The organism is Neobacillus sp. PS3-12 (assembly GCF_030915385.1).
In the GTDB taxonomy this organism is placed as follows: Bacteria; Bacillota; Bacilli; order Bacillales; family Cytobacillaceae; genus JAEVLT01.
The window spans coordinates 1158108-1177222 of sequence record NZ_CP133268.1; the positions used below are offsets into that span (position 1 = coordinate 1158108).

At 37.9% G+C, this 19115-nt stretch carries 17 protein-coding genes and 1 other annotated feature; of the genes, 4 read left to right on the forward strand and 13 right to left on the reverse strand.

Annotated features, from left to right (window positions below):
- Positions 1-37: 37 nt before the first annotated feature.
- Together RCG17_RS06055 and RCG17_RS06060 are read right to left on the reverse strand one after the other, a co-directional pair.
- A complete protein-coding gene (locus RCG17_RS06055) occupies positions 38-973 on the reverse strand; it encodes a G5 domain-containing protein (RefSeq protein WP_308174343.1) in 936 nt (311 codons plus the stop codon).
- A complete protein-coding gene (locus RCG17_RS06060; protein WP_308174344.1) occupies positions 966-1802 on the reverse strand; it encodes a hypothetical protein in 837 nt (278 codons plus the stop codon). The genes RCG17_RS06055 and RCG17_RS06060 overlap by 8 nt, the downstream gene beginning before the upstream one ends.
- 327 nt (positions 1803-2129) lie before the next feature.
- On the opposite strand from RCG17_RS06060, the gene RCG17_RS06065 reads away from it, so the two are divergent.
- Genes RCG17_RS06065 through RCG17_RS06075 form a run of 3 tightly spaced genes read left to right on the forward strand, consistent with a single transcriptional unit; the run spans position 2130 to position 4328 of the window.
- The gene (locus RCG17_RS06065; RefSeq protein WP_308174345.1) at positions 2130-2621 is read left to right on the forward strand and encodes a type IV pilus modification PilV family protein; all 492 of its coding nucleotides are present in this window, start codon (positions 2130-2132) and stop codon (positions 2619-2621) included.
- Positions 2622-2625: 4 nt separating this feature from the next.
- Entirely contained in the window at positions 2626-3102 is a 477-nt protein-coding gene (locus RCG17_RS06070) for a PulJ/GspJ family protein (protein WP_308174346.1), read from the forward strand.
- 11 nt (positions 3103-3113) lie between these two features.
- Positions 3114-4328 (forward strand): hypothetical protein, encoded by a 1215-nt coding sequence (locus RCG17_RS06075; protein WP_308174347.1) that lies wholly within the window; start codon positions 3114-3116, stop codon positions 4326-4328.
- 51 nt (positions 4329-4379) lie between these two features.
- Here RCG17_RS06075 and RCG17_RS06080 read toward each other — a convergent pair whose 3' ends face one another.
- Complete coding sequence (locus RCG17_RS06080; RefSeq protein ID WP_308174348.1) at positions 4380-5681, reverse strand: bifunctional folylpolyglutamate synthase/dihydrofolate synthase; 1302 nt, start codon at positions 5679-5681, stop codon at positions 4380-4382.
- A gap of 83 nt (positions 5682-5764) precedes the next feature.
- The gene (locus RCG17_RS06085; protein WP_308174349.1) at positions 5765-8407 is read right to left on the reverse strand and encodes a valine--tRNA ligase; all 2643 of its coding nucleotides are present in this window, start codon (positions 8405-8407) and stop codon (positions 5765-5767) included.
- A gap of 80 nt (positions 8408-8487) precedes the next feature.
- Positions 8488-8720 (reverse strand) — a binding site (T-box leader).
- A 162-nt stretch (positions 8721-8882) separates the two neighbouring features.
- Here RCG17_RS06085 and RCG17_RS06090 point away from each other — a divergent pair.
- Positions 8883-9074 (forward strand): hypothetical protein, encoded by a 192-nt coding sequence (locus RCG17_RS06090; RefSeq protein WP_308174350.1) that lies wholly within the window; start codon positions 8883-8885, stop codon positions 9072-9074.
- A gap of 14 nt (positions 9075-9088) precedes the next feature.
- Here the strand turns inward: RCG17_RS06090 and ysxE are convergent, their stop codons facing one another.
- The 9 genes from ysxE to hemA all read right to left on the reverse strand — a co-directional run bounded on the left by ysxE (position 9089) and on the right by hemA (position 19019).
- Positions 9089-10120, reverse strand: coding sequence for a spore coat protein YsxE (gene ysxE / locus RCG17_RS06095; RefSeq protein WP_308174351.1), 1032 nt, complete (start codon positions 10118-10120; stop codon positions 9089-9091).
- Between the two features lie 70 nt (positions 10121-10190).
- Positions 10191-11273, reverse strand: a complete 1083-nt coding sequence (gene spoVID, locus RCG17_RS06100) for a stage VI sporulation protein D (protein WP_308174352.1) — start codon at positions 11271-11273, stop codon at positions 10191-10193.
- Between the two features lie 140 nt (positions 11274-11413).
- Complete coding sequence (locus tag RCG17_RS06105; RefSeq protein WP_308174353.1) at positions 11414-12559, reverse strand: serine hydrolase domain-containing protein; 1146 nt, start codon at positions 12557-12559, stop codon at positions 11414-11416.
- 180 nt (positions 12560-12739) lie between these two features.
- Complete coding sequence (gene hemL / locus RCG17_RS06110; protein WP_308174354.1) at positions 12740-14026, reverse strand: glutamate-1-semialdehyde 2,1-aminomutase; 1287 nt, start codon at positions 14024-14026, stop codon at positions 12740-12742.
- Positions 14027-14092: 66 nt separating this feature from the next.
- Positions 14093-15073: a porphobilinogen synthase gene (gene hemB / locus RCG17_RS06115; protein ID WP_308174355.1), complete on the reverse strand. Its 981-nt coding sequence runs from the start codon at positions 15071-15073 to the stop codon at positions 14093-14095.
- 12 nt (positions 15074-15085) lie between these two features.
- Positions 15086-15862, reverse strand: coding sequence for a uroporphyrinogen-III synthase (locus RCG17_RS06120; protein ID WP_308174356.1), 777 nt, complete (start codon positions 15860-15862; stop codon positions 15086-15088).
- Complete coding sequence (gene hemC / locus RCG17_RS06125) at positions 15859-16794, reverse strand: hydroxymethylbilane synthase (RefSeq protein WP_308174357.1); 936 nt, start codon at positions 16792-16794, stop codon at positions 15859-15861. The genes RCG17_RS06120 and hemC overlap by 4 nt, the downstream gene beginning before the upstream one ends.
- A 35-nt stretch (positions 16795-16829) precedes the next feature.
- Positions 16830-17663 (reverse strand): cytochrome C assembly family protein, encoded by an 834-nt coding sequence (locus RCG17_RS06130; protein ID WP_308174358.1) that lies wholly within the window; start codon positions 17661-17663, stop codon positions 16830-16832.
- A gap of 12 nt (positions 17664-17675) precedes the next feature.
- Complete coding sequence (hemA, locus tag RCG17_RS06135) at positions 17676-19019, reverse strand: glutamyl-tRNA reductase (RefSeq protein ID WP_308174359.1); 1344 nt, start codon at positions 19017-19019, stop codon at positions 17676-17678.
- Positions 19020-19115: the final 96 nt, after the last annotated feature.

The window sequence follows — 19115 nt, forward strand, 5'->3', positions numbered from 1 at the left end:
TCCCCTCTTAGCTCTAATTTCCAGTTGTGGATGTTGCTTATTGTGAACTTCCTGTAAAATTAGCTGTTTCATTGTTCTGTTTAGCTAAATTATCCGAAACAGCGGTCTGAGTAGCAGTTCCCTGGCCAGTTGCAGACTCATTAAGTGCATGAATCTCCACCCTTTGAACGGGGGGATAGTAATCATTTGAAATTAATTCGCTGCTGACTAACTTGCTGCCTTGATATATATCACGATAAATATCTACTGTTTGTCCACTGGTACCCATCTGATTTACAAGGACTTGGCCTGGTTTAAGGTACGGACTATATTGGACAATCGCCTTTGGAGTGATTTTTTGTTCATTTTGCTTGACGATTTGGTAAACATACGGGAGTGGTTCTCCCCTAAGGGTTACCTGTAAGAGATTATCAGAGAGCTGAAATTCAAGTGTACAGCTGGTTTGGTTGGGATTTGAGAATACTAGATCTCTCTGGTTAAGAAGATCAACTTTTGCTTCAAATCCTAACTTTGCATATTTTGGCAAATCAACTCCAATATTCCTCTCATCAATTGTAAAATTCGTAGGTAATATCGCTTCGTACATCACTGTGGCCAAGATACTAAGGTTGTCTGGAGATAAACCATCGACTTTTTGTTTCTTAGCAAAGTCATCAAATGAAAAAGCGGAATTTGCTGAAATTTCTACTTTGGGATGATTAAGAAGCACAGTTTGTAATTCAACCGGTATTTCCACCAACGGGATTGTTGCAGTATTAAGAGTTACTTCAGTTTTGGTTTGATTGTTTAAAGAATTGATTTTGGGCTGCACTACATTATTCTTTTGTTTTTTTAAAGGCACAGTCTGAGCTTTTGAACTAGGACTAATGAAAGTATCCAATGCCTTGTTGCCAAAAAAGGTACTGCAGAAAATAAAAAAAGTACATAAGAAAAGGATAAGAAACAATTTAATCATCCGCTGATCATTATTCATGTTCTTTTCCCTCCTTATCGTTGAAAGTTATAGGAGAGATTTCCTCGATACCAATTATAATTTGATCCTCACTAATGTCGGTTTCATTCTTTTTTTGCAGAGATTCTTTATCAAATGTCATGACAGGTATTTCATCATCAGCCTCTCTTTTTGAGCCTGTTATCTCACTGTCGTCTGCAAATCCCTTGAGCAATTCCTCAATTTCAGTCAGGTAGCTATTTTGGCTAAAACCTTGTTGATGTTCTTCATATTCGGTTTGTTCTTCTGTTTCGATCTCCCGATTAAAGAGAAAAGAGATATCCTCATCGCTCGATTCAGGTAATTCGTCAGTCACTACCAATATTTTCTCTGTTTGACTAGAGCCAATACACTCTATTCCTTCTGTGTTCCCCGAATTTTGTTTATCGTAAATGAGTTCAGTAACTGCTTCTTCCAATGGCTCCTGTTTACCATTAAACGTCCCCGGCAAAATTTCCAGTTCTCTCGGTTCAAGTTTTTCATAGTCAAAAGCGATTTCTTTGTCGGATGAATAGTCGAGAGAATCTATTTCATCGATAAGTTCTTGTTCATAAGGTGAATCTATATCTTGAAATAAATATTTTCCAAGATATCTATTAAGAATATATGTGCCTGTAATAATTAATACAATTAGAATTCCTAATATTTGGACGAAAGAAAAGAAAGTTGATGCAGCCAATCCCCCTAAAGCAAATATGAACCCAGCCAAGACAATAACCACCTTCCCCATTTTGGAAATACCCATAGGGATAAAGTAGGTGACAACCCCAGCTACCAACAGCGATCCAACCAAAAATAGGAGATTAGTCATACAATTCACTTCCTTTAAAAAAAGAAACTTATTATTAGAAAAAAAGATTTTTTTAAGCCAATTCTCCGTAATTATACCAATCTATAAGGATCAATTCTATCCATATTTAATAGAATTAATTATTTATTATTATAAAGAAAAAAGAAGAAGGATTATAGTAAAATATAACTATCAAAGATTCCCAGTGAAAAGTTTTAAACAACTTACCATTATTTAAATAAAAAGTTTTATTCTTATAAAATTACAGAAATTTTTTTAGTGCTGCCTAACACCGCAATAAATGACTATAAACAAAGCAGAAATGCAATTATTACGGCAGGTGAGATAATGAAGAAATTAGTTTTTAATGAAAAAGGCCTCACACTTATAGAAATTTTGGTATCAATTATTCTCTTAACGGTCGTTTTTTTTACATTCATGGCTTTTTTTACAAATGCCTTTCATTATAATGCAATTAATTCAGACAGTATCCAGGGAATGAATATTGCGAGGGAATACCAGGCGAAGATCAAAGAGCCTGCTTTCGGTATTGACAAACTATTAGGAGAACCATCAGATCCTTCAACAGCCATTTCGAGTTTACATTTAACAGCGGGAACAACCCAAAATGGGACTCCCTACATTCCGGTAATTGACAATCAATACAACCTTGAAATCAATGACCCTAAATACAATATAAAAATTAAAATTAACACAACACCAGAAGCAATAAATGGCTCGTATCGTAAACTTTATTTAGTTTATGTAACTGTAAGTGATAAAAAAAACAAGCTGCTTTCCGAAACATATACATATTATGAATTGAAAGAAGGAGTATAGACAAATGGTGCCGCCGCTGAATAAACAGGATGGGCTTACTCTGATTGAATTATTAGCATCTTTAGCGATATTAGGTTTTTTACTGACTCTCATTTATGGGATCTTTATTAATGGTATTAATTACTCTACAAAAGCAAAAGCGGTAGTAATGATCCAGCAGGAAGCAAACATCTTGCTTACATCGTTAAAAGAAGAGCATCAAAACGAAAAATCATATCAGCTTTCAGTAAAAAAGGACCCCACAAAGGACCGCTATTATATTGAAATAAATACTTTAAACGAAAGTGGAGTAACCATAAATACTATTACCATTAACAATCCTAAATATTCCTATCAGTTGTTTGATGAAAGTAACAATCTTATTTCTTCAAGAAAATTTATCAATACCACTACCGAGGATTTTTATGTAAAAGTAATTTTAACCTCTGTTAACAATCCCAATAACACATATAAAGTGGAAACCATTTTATCCCGATTGTAGGTGAGGAATAAATGAAGCAATTAAACAACCAAAAGGGAGCAGCCTTAATAGCTGTCTTGTTAATATTCACCGTTTTCGCCATTTTAGGTATGACTATATTCTCTTTTACGCTCTCAAATACAAAACAAATAAAAAACTCTGAACAGGAGATGCAAGCGACTGACCTTGCTGAAATGGGTGTCGTTCATTATAAAGAGCTGTTTATCCAGCAAGCTGCAGTGACATTGAATACTGCCATAACAGATGTAAATACGGCAATAAAACAACAGCCACAACAATTTCCAAACGAACAAGCTGTAAAAGATTTTTTTTACGGAAAAATAAGGCAATATGAAAAAAATAATCAATTCATCCCATCTTTGCCGCCTTTACAGTCTTTTCGAGCAGATTCAGCTCGTATCTTTAGCTATCAAATTAGTAATCCTGATACGAGTTTTCCTGATGTTATTACTAACGACATAGCACCAATACTTACACTCACATTTAACAGTAATGGAGAGATCGCACCAGCCAATATTTCAAAAAAAATCATACCAACAATAACTCTAAAAATAGATACCTTAGTGAAGTTCAATGGAACGGGTGTGATTAGTGCTGGGAGTGGACAAGGTGCAACTGAATGGAATGGGGCTATTCCTTCCAAGCCGGCTGAACTAAACAATATCTGTTCATCAAAGGATATTACAAAAACGGCTTGCTACTATAGTGGAGATTATACAATTCCTATGTATACCGATAATATGACAGCCTATGTCAGTGGGAATATAAATTTGACTGAGGGGTCTTCTAATCTTACAGGTGTACATATTTATGCAACTGGAAATGGTGACTTTGGAAATGTAAATGGTGGTATTCTCAATTCAACAATTTATATTGGAGGAGTTTCAAATTTCGGAAACTTAAACTATAATGGGGGGGGGATTCAAAACTCAACCTTATATATTAATGGAAATGCATCGTTTAATAAGCTTAAGGATGGTATTGAGAATACTTCCATATATATTATGGGGAATGCAAATTTTAATAAAAGCAATATTGGGGCATTTTCACTTGATTCAAAGGTATGTGTCCAAGGTACTACAAACTACCTCGAACCGAGAATATTTTCTAAGGTTTTGAATGAAGCTGCATATAAAGCAAATTGTCTCGTCGATGGATCGACTGATACCAGCTCAGACATTTCTTCGCAAATTGATAATCTAGAAATTAATTATGATTATAACTAAAAAGGAAGCAAATCATTTTGCTTCCTTTTTAGTTAAAGAGTCGTTTTAAAATTAAATAATAGTACGAACCATTGGTTTGACTTCTGAAATAAAGTAAAGTGACCCAGTAACCACTAGAATACTGCCATCCTCCAAATTACTTAATTCCTCACGAATCGCCTTCTGCCAATCATCACTAGCAAATTTATTATCCGAATGACTAATCTCAAATAAGGTATCAGCCGCTGCCGCTCGCGGATAATCAAACGAAACAAAAGTAATTTTATCAGCAACCTCGTCCAATTTGCCAATCATTTTTTCTAGGCTTTTATCTTTTAAGGCCGTAAAAACGATATGAATTTTGCGATCACCAAAGCGCTGGTTTAGTTCATGAACAAGAGCGGTAATCCCCTCATCATTATGGGCGCCATCAATGACGACCAAAGGATTTTCGGAAAGAATTTCAAAACGTCCCGGCCAGTAGGCTTTTGTTAAGCCTATCCGAATGTCCTCTTTACTTAGTGGAAACAAACCTCTCTCATTCAAGTACAATGAGGCCATGATCGCCAGCGATGCATTTTCTGTTTGATGTTCGCCAATCATGTTGATCACTAGGTTTCCAAGAGTCCGTTCATGATTTCTTAAAGTAAACTGTTCCCCTTTGGGAAGCGACTTATGATTTTCAATCGAAAAATCCTTGTTTATTTTAAATAAAGGAGCTTCCATCTTTTCTGCTTGCTTTTCAATGACCCCTAAAGCATCAGGTCGTTTTACCGCAGTAAACACTGGTGTTCCCGGCTTAATGATTCCCGCCTTTTCAAAAGCTATTTCTTCATACGTGTGCCCGAGAATATTGACATGGTCAAGGCCGATATTCGTTATTATCGACAAGATTGGCAGAATGATGTTGGTCGAGTCAAATCGACCGCCCAATCCTACTTCAAAAATAACAATGTCAACCTGATGGACTTTGGCAAAATAATAAAAAGCCATCGCTGTAATCACTTCAAATTCAGTTGGCCCTTCAAGTTCGGTTCCCTCTAATTCATCTGCCAGGGGTTTAATAACATTTGCAATTTGCAAAATCTCTTCATCCGTGATTGGTTTGCCGTTGATGCTAATCCGCTCATTAAACTGTTCAATATATGGTGAGGTAAAAGTGCCAACAGTATGGCCACCCGCTTGTAAAATTGAGCGGAGAAAGGTGACAGTGGACCCTTTTCCGTTCGTCCCACCGATGTGAACAGATTTAAGGTCACGATGCGGGTTTGCTAATCTCGCCATCATCCATTCCATTCGTTTTAAACCAGGTTTAATCCCTAATCTTAAGCGCGCATGAATCCACTCCAGCGCTTCTTCATATGTCGAAAACATTTTAAGTCCCATCTCCAATTGTTTGATGAAAAAACATCTAAAGACGAACCTGCAAAAAAACAGATTCGCCTCTACTCAACACATTAACCCCTTAGTTCATTAATCCGTGCTTGGACAGCATCTCTCTTTTCAAGATAATCCTCTCGTTTGGCACGCTCTTCCGCAATGACATTTTCTGGGGCTTTTTTGACAAAGCCTTCATTGCTTAATTTCTTTTGAACTCGGTCTACTTCTTTATTTAATTTATCCAATTCTTTTTCAAGACGGGCAATTTCTTCGTCGATGTTAATTAAGCCTGCAAGCGGAAGGATAATTTCCATGCCAGTGATCACTGCTGTCATAGCCTTATCTGGTGTCTCAATTTCAAGACCCATTTGTAATTCTTCCGGATTACAGAAACGCTCGATATAGGCACGATTCTTTTCAACTACTTTTAATGTTGTTTCATCTTTCGCTTTTACCAGCATTTTGATTTTCTTACTCATTGGTGTATTCACTTCAGCCCGAATGTTACGAACAGCGCGAATCATTTCGGTCAACATCTTCATTTCAGTTGCTGACTCTTCATCGGTATATTCTGGAACAACTACAGGCCAAGCAGAAACCGTAATCGATTCGCCTTGGTGCGGTAGGTTTTGCCAGATTTCTTCCGTAATAAACGGCATGAATGGGTGAAGCAACCTCATTGTTTGATCCAAAACATATGCCAGAATTGAACGAGTAGTTTTCTTAGCAGCTTCATCTTCACCGTATAATGGGAGCTTCGCCATCTCAATATACCAGTCACAGAAATCATCCCAAATAAAGTTATAAAGGGCACGGCCTACTTCACCATACTCGTACTTATCAGAAAGTCTTGTCACATGTTCAATCGTTTCATTCAGTCTTGTTAAAATCCATTTATCAGCAACTGATTTTTCTCCGCTTAAATCGATTTGTTCGTACTGAAGACCATCCATATTCATTAAAGCAAAACGGGAAGCATTCCAAATTTTATTGGCAAAGTTCCAGGTTGCTTCAACTTTTTCTGTGCTATAGCGCAAATCCTGACCAGGTGAGCTTCCTGTTGATAGGAAATATCTTAAAGCATCGGCACCATATTGATCGATGACATCCATTGGGTCAACACCGTTGCCAAGAGACTTACTCATCTTGCGTCCTTGGGAATCACGAACAAGTCCATGGATTAACACATCTTTAAATGGACGTTCACCAGTAAATTCAAGGCTTTGGAAAATCATTCTCGATACCCAGAAGAAAATGATGTCATAGCCTGTAACAAGAGCATCCGTTGAAAAATAACGTTTAAAGTCGGCAGATTCTTTATCAGGCCAGCCTAAAGTTGAAAATGGCCATAATGCTGAACTGAACCATGTATCCAATACGTCATTATCCTGTACCCAATTTTCGATATCTGCTGGAGGATTTTGGTCCACATAAACCTCGCCCGTTTCTTTATGATACCAAGCTGGAATGCGGTGTCCCCACCAAAGTTGACGGGAAATACACCAATCACGGATATTTTCCATCCAGTGTAAATACGTTTTTTCAAAGCGGTCTGGCACAAAGTTTACTTTGCCTTCTTGTTGCTGCAGTGCGATTGCCTGGTCGGCAAGTGGCTGCATTTTTACAAACCATTGTGTTGATAAATATGGCTCAACAACTGCTCCGCTCCGTTCAGAGTGGCCGACTGAGTGCATATGATCCTCAATTTTAAACAGAACGCCTAATTCTTGAAGATCTTTTACAATCTGCTTGCGGCAATCAAAACGGTCCATTCCTTGATACTTGCCTGCATTGGCATTCATCGAGCCGTCTTCATTCATGACAAGAATCCGTTCAAGGTTGTGGCGGTTACCTACTTCAAAGTCGTTAGGATCATGGGCAGGTGTTATTTTTACAACCCCTGTTCCAAATTCCATATCGACATATTCATCAGCCACAATTGGGATTTCACGGCCAACGATTGGAAGGATGACTGTTTTTCCAATCAAATGCTGATATCGCTCATCTTTTGGATGAACCGCTACCGCACTATCACCAAGCATCGTTTCCGGACGAGTTGTCGCAATTTCAATGCTGCCAGAACCATCAGCCAAGGGATAGTTCATATGGTAAAAGGCTCCTTGAACATCCTTATAAATTACTTCAATATCGGAAATTGCCGTTTTAGTTGCTGGGTCCCAGTTGATAATATATTCACCGCGATAAATAAGACCTTTTTTAAAAAGGCTTACGAATACTTCCCGAACCGCTGAGGATAAACCCTCATCAAGAGTAAAACGCTCACGGCTGTAATCGAGTCCTAAACCAACCTTTGACCACTGCGCTCGGATGTGAGCTGCATATTCTTCTTTCCATTTCCATGTTTCTTCAACGAACTTTTCTCTGCCCAGGTCGTAACGGCTTTTACCTTCTTCACGAAGCTTTGCTTCTACTTTGGCCTGGGTGGCGATTCCGGCATGGTCCATACCAGGCAGCCAAAGAACATCATACCCCTGCATCCTTTTCATTCTTGTGATGATATCCTGTAACGTCGTATCCCAGGCATGTCCCAAATGCAATTTACCTGTTACATTTGGCGGTGGGATTACAACTGTATATGGCTGCTTCTTGTCATCATCTTTTGCTTCAAAAAACTTGCCGGACAACCACCATTCGTAGCGTCCTTTTTCAACTGCTTGCGGATCATATTTTGTTGGCATTGTAAGATCCTTTGTATCCATTCTAACTCCTCCTCATAATCAAAAAGGCAGTGCGAGCGTAGCTCCGCCCTTTTCCTTAAATAAAAAAACTCCAGTCGTCATAAAAGGACGAATGGAGTTTGCATCGCGGTACCACCTTTTTTCCAATCAAAAAATACGATTGGCTCTTCATCGGATAACGGATTTCATCCGTCTTCCACTACTAGGATAAAATCCGTTGGCGGAAGAAGCTCTAGGGCGACATTCCAATGTTCTGCTTAGGAAATTTTCCAGCATCTAATTTCCCTCTCTATAAGCAGGCGGGCATTGTACTCTTCCCTGTCTGTGCTTTTTATTATTCAGTGCTATTAACATACTATCGAAAAAAGGGGAATCTCGTCAATAATCATAACCTAATTTTTATTTGTTTATACATTTGAGAAGATTTCGTGTGCACACACAAATGGAGGAATAGACATAAAATATCATCTAAAGAGAAAAAAGAAGAGGTGTTCCGATGAGAAGAAGGTATAACAAGTTTTCAACACCCACCTGGTTCCAAAACTTGAAACGTATTTGCGGGCAGTTTATTATCCCTATTTGTGTCTTTCAAGGAATTCGAACCATTCTGCTGCCTACCATCTTTGATGTATTATTATTCGTTATCCTTGTATTATTAGCAGTTGCCATCTATTTAGAAATCATTTAAGGAGCCCTTTTTTATTAAACTTCAGGGGCTCCTTCTTTTGTTTCTGGATCTTGATCCGCTAATCTCATCGCTACATATTCGGTATTCTTATGATGCCAATATCCTCTCAAGAGCTGTCTTACAAATTGTAATTCATTTCTCTTATGTGGCTCTTTGTGATAATACTTTTCGACAACTTGAATAAGCGAGATCGGATAAGCCAAATAGCTGAGAAAAAGTAATTTCTCATCAGTCTTAAACGGAAAATATTTGTGATAATGCTGGACCCATTCAATGCACTCATCATTTCGTTTTGGACGAGTATTTAAGGTGCGTGATAAAAACGGCAACATATCGTGAATCGGTGATCCAAAGCCAGCCTGTTCAAAGTTTGTAAAATAACCATAGCCCCGCTCATCATATAAAAAGTGTTCACTCGAAATTTTCCCATGAATGATGACAGCTCTGGCCTTTTCCTGTTCCTTGGTATTTTCATACCATTCCTCAAATTTTGATTTTGAGAATCGAAGTGCCAGACCAATTTCATTAAAATAAAGACAAAATAACAATTCAAATGGCGACATATACGTTTTTTTTTCGCATTCCCCTACAAAGCCATCGAGGAATTCCTGATTTTTCTCGTACTGACTGATTGTTTTTTCGTAATGTTCGGTTCGCTCTTCCTTTTTAACTGGAATATCCTTTGCAGATAAAGTATGCAGTCTTGCTAATTCGCGAAACAGCTGTCGATGGCGCTCACTTCGGGTCTCAGTTACTTCATTAGGAAGCCAGGGCATTATATAATACAAATCTTTTTCATGGAGAACAGCATATCTGCCATCCACTGTTGGGTAGATCGGGACAATTCGATTGTAGCCTTTTTGATAGAGAAAATGGACGTGACGAATAAAATCTGTTCCGTTTTGCGGATCGATTTTTTTCAGGGCAAAGTTGCCCTTTCGTGAATAAACTTTTTGTACCCTCCCAAAATCCTCAACAAAAAAAGGTTCAATCTGATAATGATTTAATATCGGTTGAAGCTCTACTAATCGATTTGAGTCACTCATAAACTCATCTCCAAAAAGAACAGTGAGCAGGTATAAAACCCGCTCAACATGCTATCTCATACATGAATTATTATTTCTTTGCCATTGGTTCCATTGGGATATATAAAACTTGCCCTTCGTTCACATCCGCATTCAATTCAAGATGATTCACACGAAGAAGATTTTGCAGGGTTACCTCATATCGTTCAGCCAGCCGATCTAATGTATCTCCTTTTTGGACAATACAAACCTTTAGCTTAACTTGATCATCCCCGCCTTCTTCTTTTCTGGCAAAGAATTCAGTTAACGACATGCTTTTCTTTTTCGTTAATTTTTCTACAATTTTGCTTTTAATACTTTTTTTCGGCGGAGAAACATGATCAGAGCTTGAACTTGAGGATGAACTCTCCTCATAGATACTAACTTCCTCTTTTTTGATCTCTACATGCTTTTCTTCGTATGTCTGTTCATTTTTGGTAATTTCGATATGTTGTGCGCCTTCATTACGGCCTTCATAATAATCTTCTTCTTGGTAGGAAAGTTCCTCATTTGCCCCTTGATAGGAAAAATTAGGATAGGGGCTATATTCAGGAACAATTTCCTCTTCAGGTAATCTTCTTGCTTCGGCGACAAACAATTGATTATATTCATTTGTTTCCTCTTCATCGATTTCTTTTGCCTGTTCTGCTTGATTTCGATTGAGGATTTCAAAATTTTGAGCCTCTTCTTTCGGCTCGCTTTGTTGTGTACCATATAAACCACTAATGGTAAGTTCTGCTGAAAGCTTTAAACAACTTCGTTCCGGAAGAGTATAGTCAAACGATTCCACCATAACGTCAATATCATAAATACTTTGAATTCGATTATTAGGAATGGTAATATCTACCGGGAAACGGTGGGAAAAATCACAGACACCTTCATCGCGTTCCTCTACGTTTTGCACATACTTTTGGGTTGAAGGATTATCTTCCTCACCCGCCTGTGTTTCATTGAAGCTTTTATATTCTCCGGTTAACTCTAAGGACCCACGGATGGTGACGTACTGATCATTTTCCTGGATGGTAATGTCTGGATCAAGGGAAATCGAAACAAGCTCTGCGACTTCCTGTCCTTTTCTAAACCACAAAGATTCCTCCAGGGAAAATCTTAGAGAGGATTGATTCTCCTGAGACAAAGCGACTCCTCCTTTCATTTCCAACCATTTTAAAATCACTATGTCACTTACACTCTATGAATTTTTGAGTTCAAATATGATAAAAAAGCTTTTGGGCGCAAAAAAACACACTCATCAGCTTTAGAGTGTGCAGAATTTTTTTATAATGATTTTTTACTTATTTCTTTCGGATTATTTGTTGTTTGTACCAATGGACGAATTCCTGCCAAGACTTGTTCAATATCCGTCGTTTTGCTTCTGGCATTTAATAAGATGACAATCGAGGTTTTGTCAGGATAATAGGCATGAAAGGAGTACCATCCGCCTAAAACACCAATGCTAAAAACCTTCCCTTCTTTGTTATAAAGGCCAAGGCCATATGTCGAAAAATGAGAAGGGGTAATGATCTCCTTGACACTATCCATTGAAATAAGTTTTCCATCCATTAAAGCTTGGTCGAATTTACTTAAATCAGATGCTGTCGTATAAATATCACCATTTCCAAATAACGGATAAACAGATAAGTACTTTGTCGTTTCTGTCTTATCACCATTTTGGAAATAGCTTACTGACGAATATGGAACTGGATGTTCATGGGTTATAAATCCTGTTTCCTTCATCGGTACCTTATCCAAAATATTCATTTTAATATAATCATGCAGGCTCATTCCTGTTACTTTTTCTACAACATAACCAAGGATAATATAATTGGCATCCAGATAATCCCACCTGGTCCCCGGCTGAAATTTTGCAGGATGTCTTTCAATTTCCTGAACAAGCTTAAGGGGTGTTGTATCTCCTCTTTGCCAATGAAGGCGATCAATACCAGAGGTATGAGTCAAAAAATGATATAGCTTAATATTTTGGCCATTTGGAAAGTCCGGCAGATACTTTGAAATTGGATCTTGAATATTTAATTTACCTTCTTCTTGAAGTTTCATAATACTGGTCGAGACAAATATCTTTGTGACTGAGCCAATTGGAAAGGTTGTTTCAGGTTGATTTAAGGTCTTCTTATCTATGTCAGCAAAACCAACGCCTTCATTAAAAATCGTTTGGTTTCCCTTAACAACCGTTACAACACCACTATAATTTCCCTTTTGTAAAAAGTCTCTGATATTTTGGCGGATTTTTTCTTCCTGTTCTTTCTTCTTTTTTTCGGCTTGTTGTTGCTTTTTTTCCAATGCAATGGATTTTTGCTTTTCTTCATTCGTTGTACTTTTTTGAGAATCTTTTTTGGTGCATGCAAAAAGTGTAACTGTAAACAACAATACAATGAATAACACACTTAAATTTTTACATTTCATATTTCTCTTTCACTTTCTTATATTTATACAACGAGCCAATTATAGCATATTCATATTTTCAAATGGATTAATTTTGTATTAAAAAAACACTATCAAATAATGAAAGTGATAAAAACTAAAAAAAGCTGTACCGTCTTATTTCAGTGACGGTATAGCTTTTTTAGTTTTGTTGTATATCATTTATTTTAATTTTGAAAAAGCAATTTCTGCTGCTTGAATCGTCTTTGCAATATCCTCATCAGAGTGAGCAGTAGAAAGAAATACTCCCTCAAATTGGGATGGCGGCAAGAATACCCCATTGTTGGCCATTTCTCGATAATAAGTGGCAAAATAGTCAAGATTGGAGGTTTTTGCTTTTTCATAGTTGATCACATTTTCATTTGTAAAGAAGAAACCGATCATAGAACCTGCACGGTTACAAGTAAATGGAATTTCATACTTTTCAGCAGCCGCCATCATTCCTTTTTCCAGCATATCTGCCTTACGGATAAATCCTTGGTAATCTTCTGGTGTAAGCTGGCTTAATGTTTCATAGCCTGCTGTCATTGCAAGCGGATTACCTGAAAGGGTTCCTGCTTGATAAATCGGACCGCTTGGAGCAATTTTTTCCATTATTTCAGCTTTACCACCAAAAGCACCAACTGGAAGTCCCCCGCCAATCACCTTTCCAAGACAGGTAAGGTCTGGGGTAATATTGAAATATCCTTGGGCACAATTATAGCCAACCCGGAAACCAGTCATGACTTCATCAAAAATAAGTAATGCGCCATATTGTGTTGTAATTTCACGCAAACCTTCTAAGAATCCTGGCTGCGGCGGAACAACGCCCATATTGCCTGCTACTGGTTCTACGATAACTCCCGCTAAATCTTCACCATATTTTTCGAACACCAATTTAACACTGTCCAAGTCATTATATGGAACGGTTAAAGTGTTTTGGGCAATTCCCTCAGGTACTCCAGGGCTGTCAGGTAATCCAAGAGTAGCAACACCTGAACCTGCTTTAATGAGCAATGAATCACCATGGCCATGATAACAGCCTTCAAATTTCAAAATTTTATTGCGGCCGGTATAACCTCTGGCAAGTCTTAAGGCACTCATTGTTGCTTCAGTACCAGAAGATACCATTCTAATGATTTCAATCGATGGTACACGTTCTTTAACTAGCTTTGCCAGCTTATTTTCCGATAGAGTTGGGGCTCCAAAGCTTGTCCCGCTTTCAGCTACTTTTTTAAGTGCTTCAACCACTTGATCATTGGTATGACCAAGAATCAGCGGCCCCCACGATAAAACATAATCAATATATTCATTTCCATCAATATCATAAATTTTTGACCCTTTACCTCTTTCCATAAAGATTGGGTCCATATGAACTGATTTAAAGGCACGTACAGGGCTATTTACACCGCCTGGCATAAGCGTTTGAGCTTCTTTGAATGCTTCAATCGATTTTGTGTATGAACGCATCAGATTCCCTCTTTTCTGTAATTTTGAGAATAACAGCCACCAATTTAAATACGGAATTAAATCAGCTTATTTATCTTCTTGCATCCAACGAATAGCATCTTTTGCATGATATGTGATAATGAGGTCAGCACCCGCACGCTTCATTCCAAGAAGCAATTCAAGAACAATACCCTTTTCATCCACCCAGCCATTTTGAGCTGCAGCTTTAACCATTGCATATTCACCGCTGACATTGTAAACAACAACCGGAAGGGTAAAATTATTTTTAATATCACGTACAACATCAAGGTATGGCATACCTGGTTTTACAATTAAAAAGTCTGCTCCTTCTTCAACATCCGATTCAGCTTCTCTAAATGCCTCTAAGCGGTTTGCAGGATCCATTTGGTAGGTTTTACGGTCGCCAAATTGTGGTGCCCCTTCTGCTGCCTCACGGAACGGACCATAAAAAGCAGATGCATATTTAACGGCATATGACATGATCGGAATATCAATAAAGCCTGCTTCATCTAAACCAGCACGAATGGCGGCAACAAATCCATCCATCATGTTGGATGGTGCAATAATATCTGCACCAGCTTGAGCTTGGCTGACTGCAGTTCTAACAAGCACATCAAGTGATTCATCATTTAGAATCTTCTCTCCTGATACGACTCCACAATGACCATGGCTTGTATATTCACATAAACATGTGTCGGCAACGACAATCATATCTGGATATCTTTCTTTAATAAAACGAGTCCCCTCTTGGATAATCCCGTGATCATGATAGGCTCCTGTACCACATTCATCTTTTGTTGTAGGAACACCAAATAAAATAACGGATTTAATTCCTAGAGAATGGATTTCTTCCAACTCCGGCTCAATCTTGTCAAGTGAATATTGGAAAACTCCAGGCATTGAAGATACCTCTTTACTAACATTTTCACCTTCAACAACAAAAAGCGGATAGATAAAGTCCTCGGCTTTAAGATGATTTTCTCTAACTAATGCACGCATATTAGCACTTGTACGCAAACGGCGATGACGTGAGAATTGTAGTTCCATTTCTATTACCTCCTATTTTTCCTCTAGATAGCTGTTCATACTATTAATCATTTCTTCTACGGTATACACCTTTGGTGAAGCATGAACGGTTAATCCATATGATATTAATTTGTTCTCTGTCACCGGTCCAATACAACCGATGAGACAAGATTCGAGATGTTTTTTAAGTTGATACTCCTCGACCACACTCATCAAATGATCAACTGTGGACGGGCTGGTAAACATCAAAATATCAAGCTGGTCTTCAGCAAACATTTTAGCTAATTGATCATGGCTTTCTTCAGGCATATAAGTTTCATACACGATTACTTCATCTACTATGGCACCAGCTTTTTTTAGTGAATCTGAAATGTATTCCCTCGCAAGGTTTCCTTTTGGAATACATATTTTCACTCCACGCTGTATGTATGGTAAAAATTCCTCAACAAAGGTTTCAGCAACAAACTCACTCGGAAAAAATTCTGCCTTTAAACCTTTTGCACGAAGTACTTCTTCAGTCTTTTTACCAATCACGGCAATTTTAGGAAGACTTGGCAGCTTGTCGGGACCAATTAACGATAAGAGTGTTTCAACGGTTACTTTACTAGTAAAAATAATCCAATCATATGTATGGAGTGTTTCAAGCACTTGTCGAAGCTTGTCATTCAATGTTACTGGACGAAAAGCAATAAGAGGGATTTCAATTGGAATCCCTCCAAAGCTTTCAAGCAAACGTGAAAATGACTTTGCTTCTTTCTTGCCTCTAGGTACAAGAACTTTTTTATCCTTTAAACCTAATGATTGTATCATTCACCATCAAGCTCTCGTTTTACCCGATCAATTAAGTCTTTTGCTCCTTTGTCAATTAACACATCAGCAGCTTTATTTCCAAGTTCTTCAGGATTTTTTCCAGTTAACTCTTCTTTATAAATTTCCTCGCCGTCAGGAGAAGCAACTAAAACGTTTAGAACTACTTCGTCAGCATCATTAATATGAGCGAAGCCTGCAATAGGAACCTGACAGCCGCCCTCCATTTTTTGGAGAAATGCCCGTTCTGCTCTAACGGCTCTTTCTGTTTTTTTACAGGTGAATTTTTCAAATAAGTCAAGAAGCTCTTGATCATCTTCCCGACATTCAATCGACAGGGCCCCTTGTCCAACAGCTGGAATGCAAAGGTCAGTATCTAAAAATTCTGTTACAACATCCGATGCCCATCCAAGCCTTGAAAGGCCAGCAGCCGCTAAAATAATGGCATCGTAATCTTCACCTTCAAGCTTGCTCAATCTTGTGTCTACATTTCCGCGAATCCACTTAATTTCCAAGTCAGGTCTTGCGTGGAGAAGTTGAGAACTGCGGCGTAAACTGCTCGTCCCAATAATAGCACCTGGTTTTAATTCCTTAAACGGTATATGCCCTTTTGAAATAAGCGCATCTCGATGGTCCTCACGAAATGGGATACAACCGATTGTTAAACCTTCGGGAAGTACTGCAGGCATGTCTTTCATACTATGAACCGCCATATCTATCTCTTTATTAAGCATGGCATGTTCAATTTCCTTAACAAATAAGCCTTTTCCCCCTACTTTAGAGAGAGTTACATCAAGAATTTTATCACCCTTAGTGACAATTTCCTTTACCTCAAATTCAAATGGGCCGCCCAGTTTTTTTAACTGTTCGATTACCCAGTTCGTTTGTGTCAACGCCAATTTGCTCTTTCTTGACCCTACAATGATTTTTCGCATAGCTGCCTCCTGATTTTAAGTCCGTACGAACGGCGTTATGAATACCATAAATGGAAAGATGAGAATTGACCGAATAAAAAGAAGTTAATTAAAACAATTAAGAAGGATCCAATGTTCCATAAAGCTAAGGTTTTCCCAGACAGCCCTTTTCCTATTTTTAAATACAAATAGATACAATACCCAGCTAAGACAATAAATGAGCCAATCACTTTGCTGTCATACCAGTGTACTCCAGGAACTTTTATATACACCCATTGAAGCCCTAAAATAAGCGCTAACATGAGCATTGGAACCCCAATAACCGCCTGTACATAGGCTAAATGCTCAAGCTTGCTCAAATCCGCTAATCTTAACAGCCGAGTTCCCCATTTTTTTCGCTTTAATAAGTCGTATTGAAGCAAATAAAGCAACGAAAAAACAAAAGAAAGGGAAAAGGCCCCATATGATAAAATTGCCATCGTAATATGAATTAACAAGAGCTCAGAAACAAGCTTTTGTGCGACAATATGGGAATGATATTGGACAGGCGCAAAGGTATGAATTGCCAAGACGATAAACCCGAGTATGTTGGTAAAAAATACGATAAAATCTACTCTTAACAAGCGATTGATCCCAAGTGAAAGCGTAACTAAAACCCATGAATAAAAATACAAACCTTCAAAAATTGTAAGAACAGGAAATCTTCCTGTGTTCACCATATACAAACATAAAAAAGTTGTTTGCAAAACCCATACAAATGCAAGTAACCAGAAGGCAATCTGATTTGCCTTCCGGTTATGATGAATAAAATCAAAAAAATACAATAATACGCTGAAGGCATATAGAACGACTGTTAGTTCATGCAGCCGCGGCATATCAATAGCAAACATCGCAAGTACCTCTTATGACTGAAAAGAAGCCTGAGGATTAGGAACCAAAGTTTTTTTCACTTCGGCTGCTTTTGGTTGTTGCTTTTCAACAAGCTCTTCAATATTAAAAATCTTCTTAAATAATTCCAAAGATTTATCTGCATCAGGTTGGGCAGCTAGTTCCTTAGCTTGTAAAATTGGGTCTTTCAACAGTTGATTAATAATACTTTTCGTATGCTTACTTAATACTTTTTTATCATGCTCGGACAATTGCGGGATTTTTCTTTCGATACTTTCCATTGTTTCTGTTTGAATCGCTAACGCTTTTTCACGCAAAGCCGAAATGACAGGTACCACACCAAGCATTCCTAGCCATTGCTTAAATTCAACGATTTCTTTTTCAATCATCAATGATATCTTTTCAGCAGCCTTTTTGCGTTCCTGCAGGTTGGCTTCTACGATCCCTTCAAGATCATCGATATCATATAAAAAGACATTCTCTAATTCAGCTATTTGCGGATCTAAATCACGTGGAACCGCAATATCAACCATAAATAACGGCTTGCCTTTTCGAATCTTCGCTACCTTGGCGACCGTTTCTTTTGTGATAACAAATTCCTTGGCACCTGTAGAACTTATTAAAATATCAGCATCTGAAAGTGAGTCTTCTAGGTCGTCCATTGTCTTGGCCTGCCCAGAAAAACGTTCAGCCAGGGAAATTGCCTTTTCATATGTTCTATTCATTACCGTTACTTTTCTAACACCACTGCCATGTAAGTTTTGCGCAGCTAATTCTCCCATTTTCCCTGCACCCAGAATAAGAACATGCTTTTGATCTAATGAGCCAAAAATCTTTTTCGCTAATTCAACTGCCGCATAACTAACAGATACAGCATTTGCACCAATTTCCGTTTCAGAATGACCGCGTTTTGCAACCGTTAAGGCCTGCTTAAATAAATGATTAAAGATCGTACCGATGGTTTCATATTCTTGAGCTAGTAAAAATGCCGTACGTACTTGCCCTAAAATTTGAGTTTCACCTAAAATCATTGAATTTAAACCACAAGAAACCTTAAGTAAATGCTCGATTGCTGCGTCTTCCTCATAATAGTTTAAAAACGGAGAAAATTCTTCTTGATCAAGATCAAACCATTCTGATAAGAATTCCTTTATATAATAGCGGCCAGTATGCAATTGATCGACAACCGCATAAATCTCTGTCCGATTACATGTGGATAAAATAATATTTTCCAGGATACTCTTTTTTGATTGTAGTGTTTTTATTGCCATTGCAAGGTCTGTTTCATTAAAAGTTAACCGCTCGCGAATTTCGACAGGGGCAGTTTTATAGTTAACTCCAATTACTAAAATATGCATTGCTCGTAATTACCCCCCTATATCTAGGATTACATTATAACTAAGATGATTATACCATGTATGAATTTAGCTTTCGTCTAAAAAATGTGAACAGAA

Bases quoted from the DNA above. Each gene is read 5' to 3' on its own strand.
- RCG17_RS06085 (WP_308174349.1), bottom strand. From the start codon at position 8,407: ATGGATACAAAGGATCTTACAATGCCAACAAAATATGATCCGCAAGCA.
- RCG17_RS06130 (WP_308174358.1), bottom strand. From the start codon at position 17,663: ATGTTTGCTATTGATATGCCGCGGCTGCATGAACTAACAGTCGTTCTA.
- RCG17_RS06075 (WP_308174347.1), top strand. From the start codon at position 3,114: ATGAAGCAATTAAACAACCAAAAGGGAGCAGCCTTAATAGCTGTCTTG.
- hemL (WP_308174354.1), bottom strand. From the start codon at position 14,026: ATGCGTTCATACACAAAATCGATTGAAGCATTCAAAGAAGCTCAAACG.
- hemC (WP_308174357.1), bottom strand. From the start codon at position 16,794: ATGCGAAAAATCATTGTAGGGTCAAGAAAGAGCAAATTGGCGTTGACA.
- RCG17_RS06090 (WP_308174350.1), top strand. From the start codon at position 8,883: ATGAGAAGAAGGTATAACAAGTTTTCAACACCCACCTGGTTCCAAAAC.
- RCG17_RS06065 (WP_308174345.1), top strand. From the start codon at position 2,130: ATGAAGAAATTAGTTTTTAATGAAAAAGGCCTCACACTTATAGAAATT.
- RCG17_RS06055 (WP_308174343.1), bottom strand. From the start codon at position 973: ATGAATAATGATCAGCGGATGATTAAATTGTTTCTTATCCTTTTCTTA.
- RCG17_RS06080 (WP_308174348.1), bottom strand. From the start codon at position 5,681: ATGTTTTCGACATATGAAGAAGCGCTGGAGTGGATTCATGCGCGCTTA.
- RCG17_RS06120 (WP_308174356.1), bottom strand. From the start codon at position 15,862: ATGATACAATCATTAGGTTTAAAGGATAAAAAAGTTCTTGTACCTAGA.
- RCG17_RS06070 (WP_308174346.1), top strand. From the start codon at position 2,626: ATGGTGCCGCCGCTGAATAAACAGGATGGGCTTACTCTGATTGAATTA.
- hemA (WP_308174359.1), bottom strand. From the start codon at position 19,019: ATGCATATTTTAGTAATTGGAGTTAACTATAAAACTGCCCCTGTCGAA.
- hemB (WP_308174355.1), bottom strand. From the start codon at position 15,073: ATGGAACTACAATTCTCACGTCATCGCCGTTTGCGTACAAGTGCTAAT.
- RCG17_RS06060 (WP_308174344.1), bottom strand. From the start codon at position 1,802: ATGACTAATCTCCTATTTTTGGTTGGATCGCTGTTGGTAGCTGGGGTT.
- RCG17_RS06105 (WP_308174353.1), bottom strand. From the start codon at position 12,559: ATGAAATGTAAAAATTTAAGTGTGTTATTCATTGTATTGTTGTTTACA.
- ysxE (WP_308174351.1), bottom strand. From the start codon at position 10,120: ATGAGTGACTCAAATCGATTAGTAGAGCTTCAACCGATATTAAATCAT.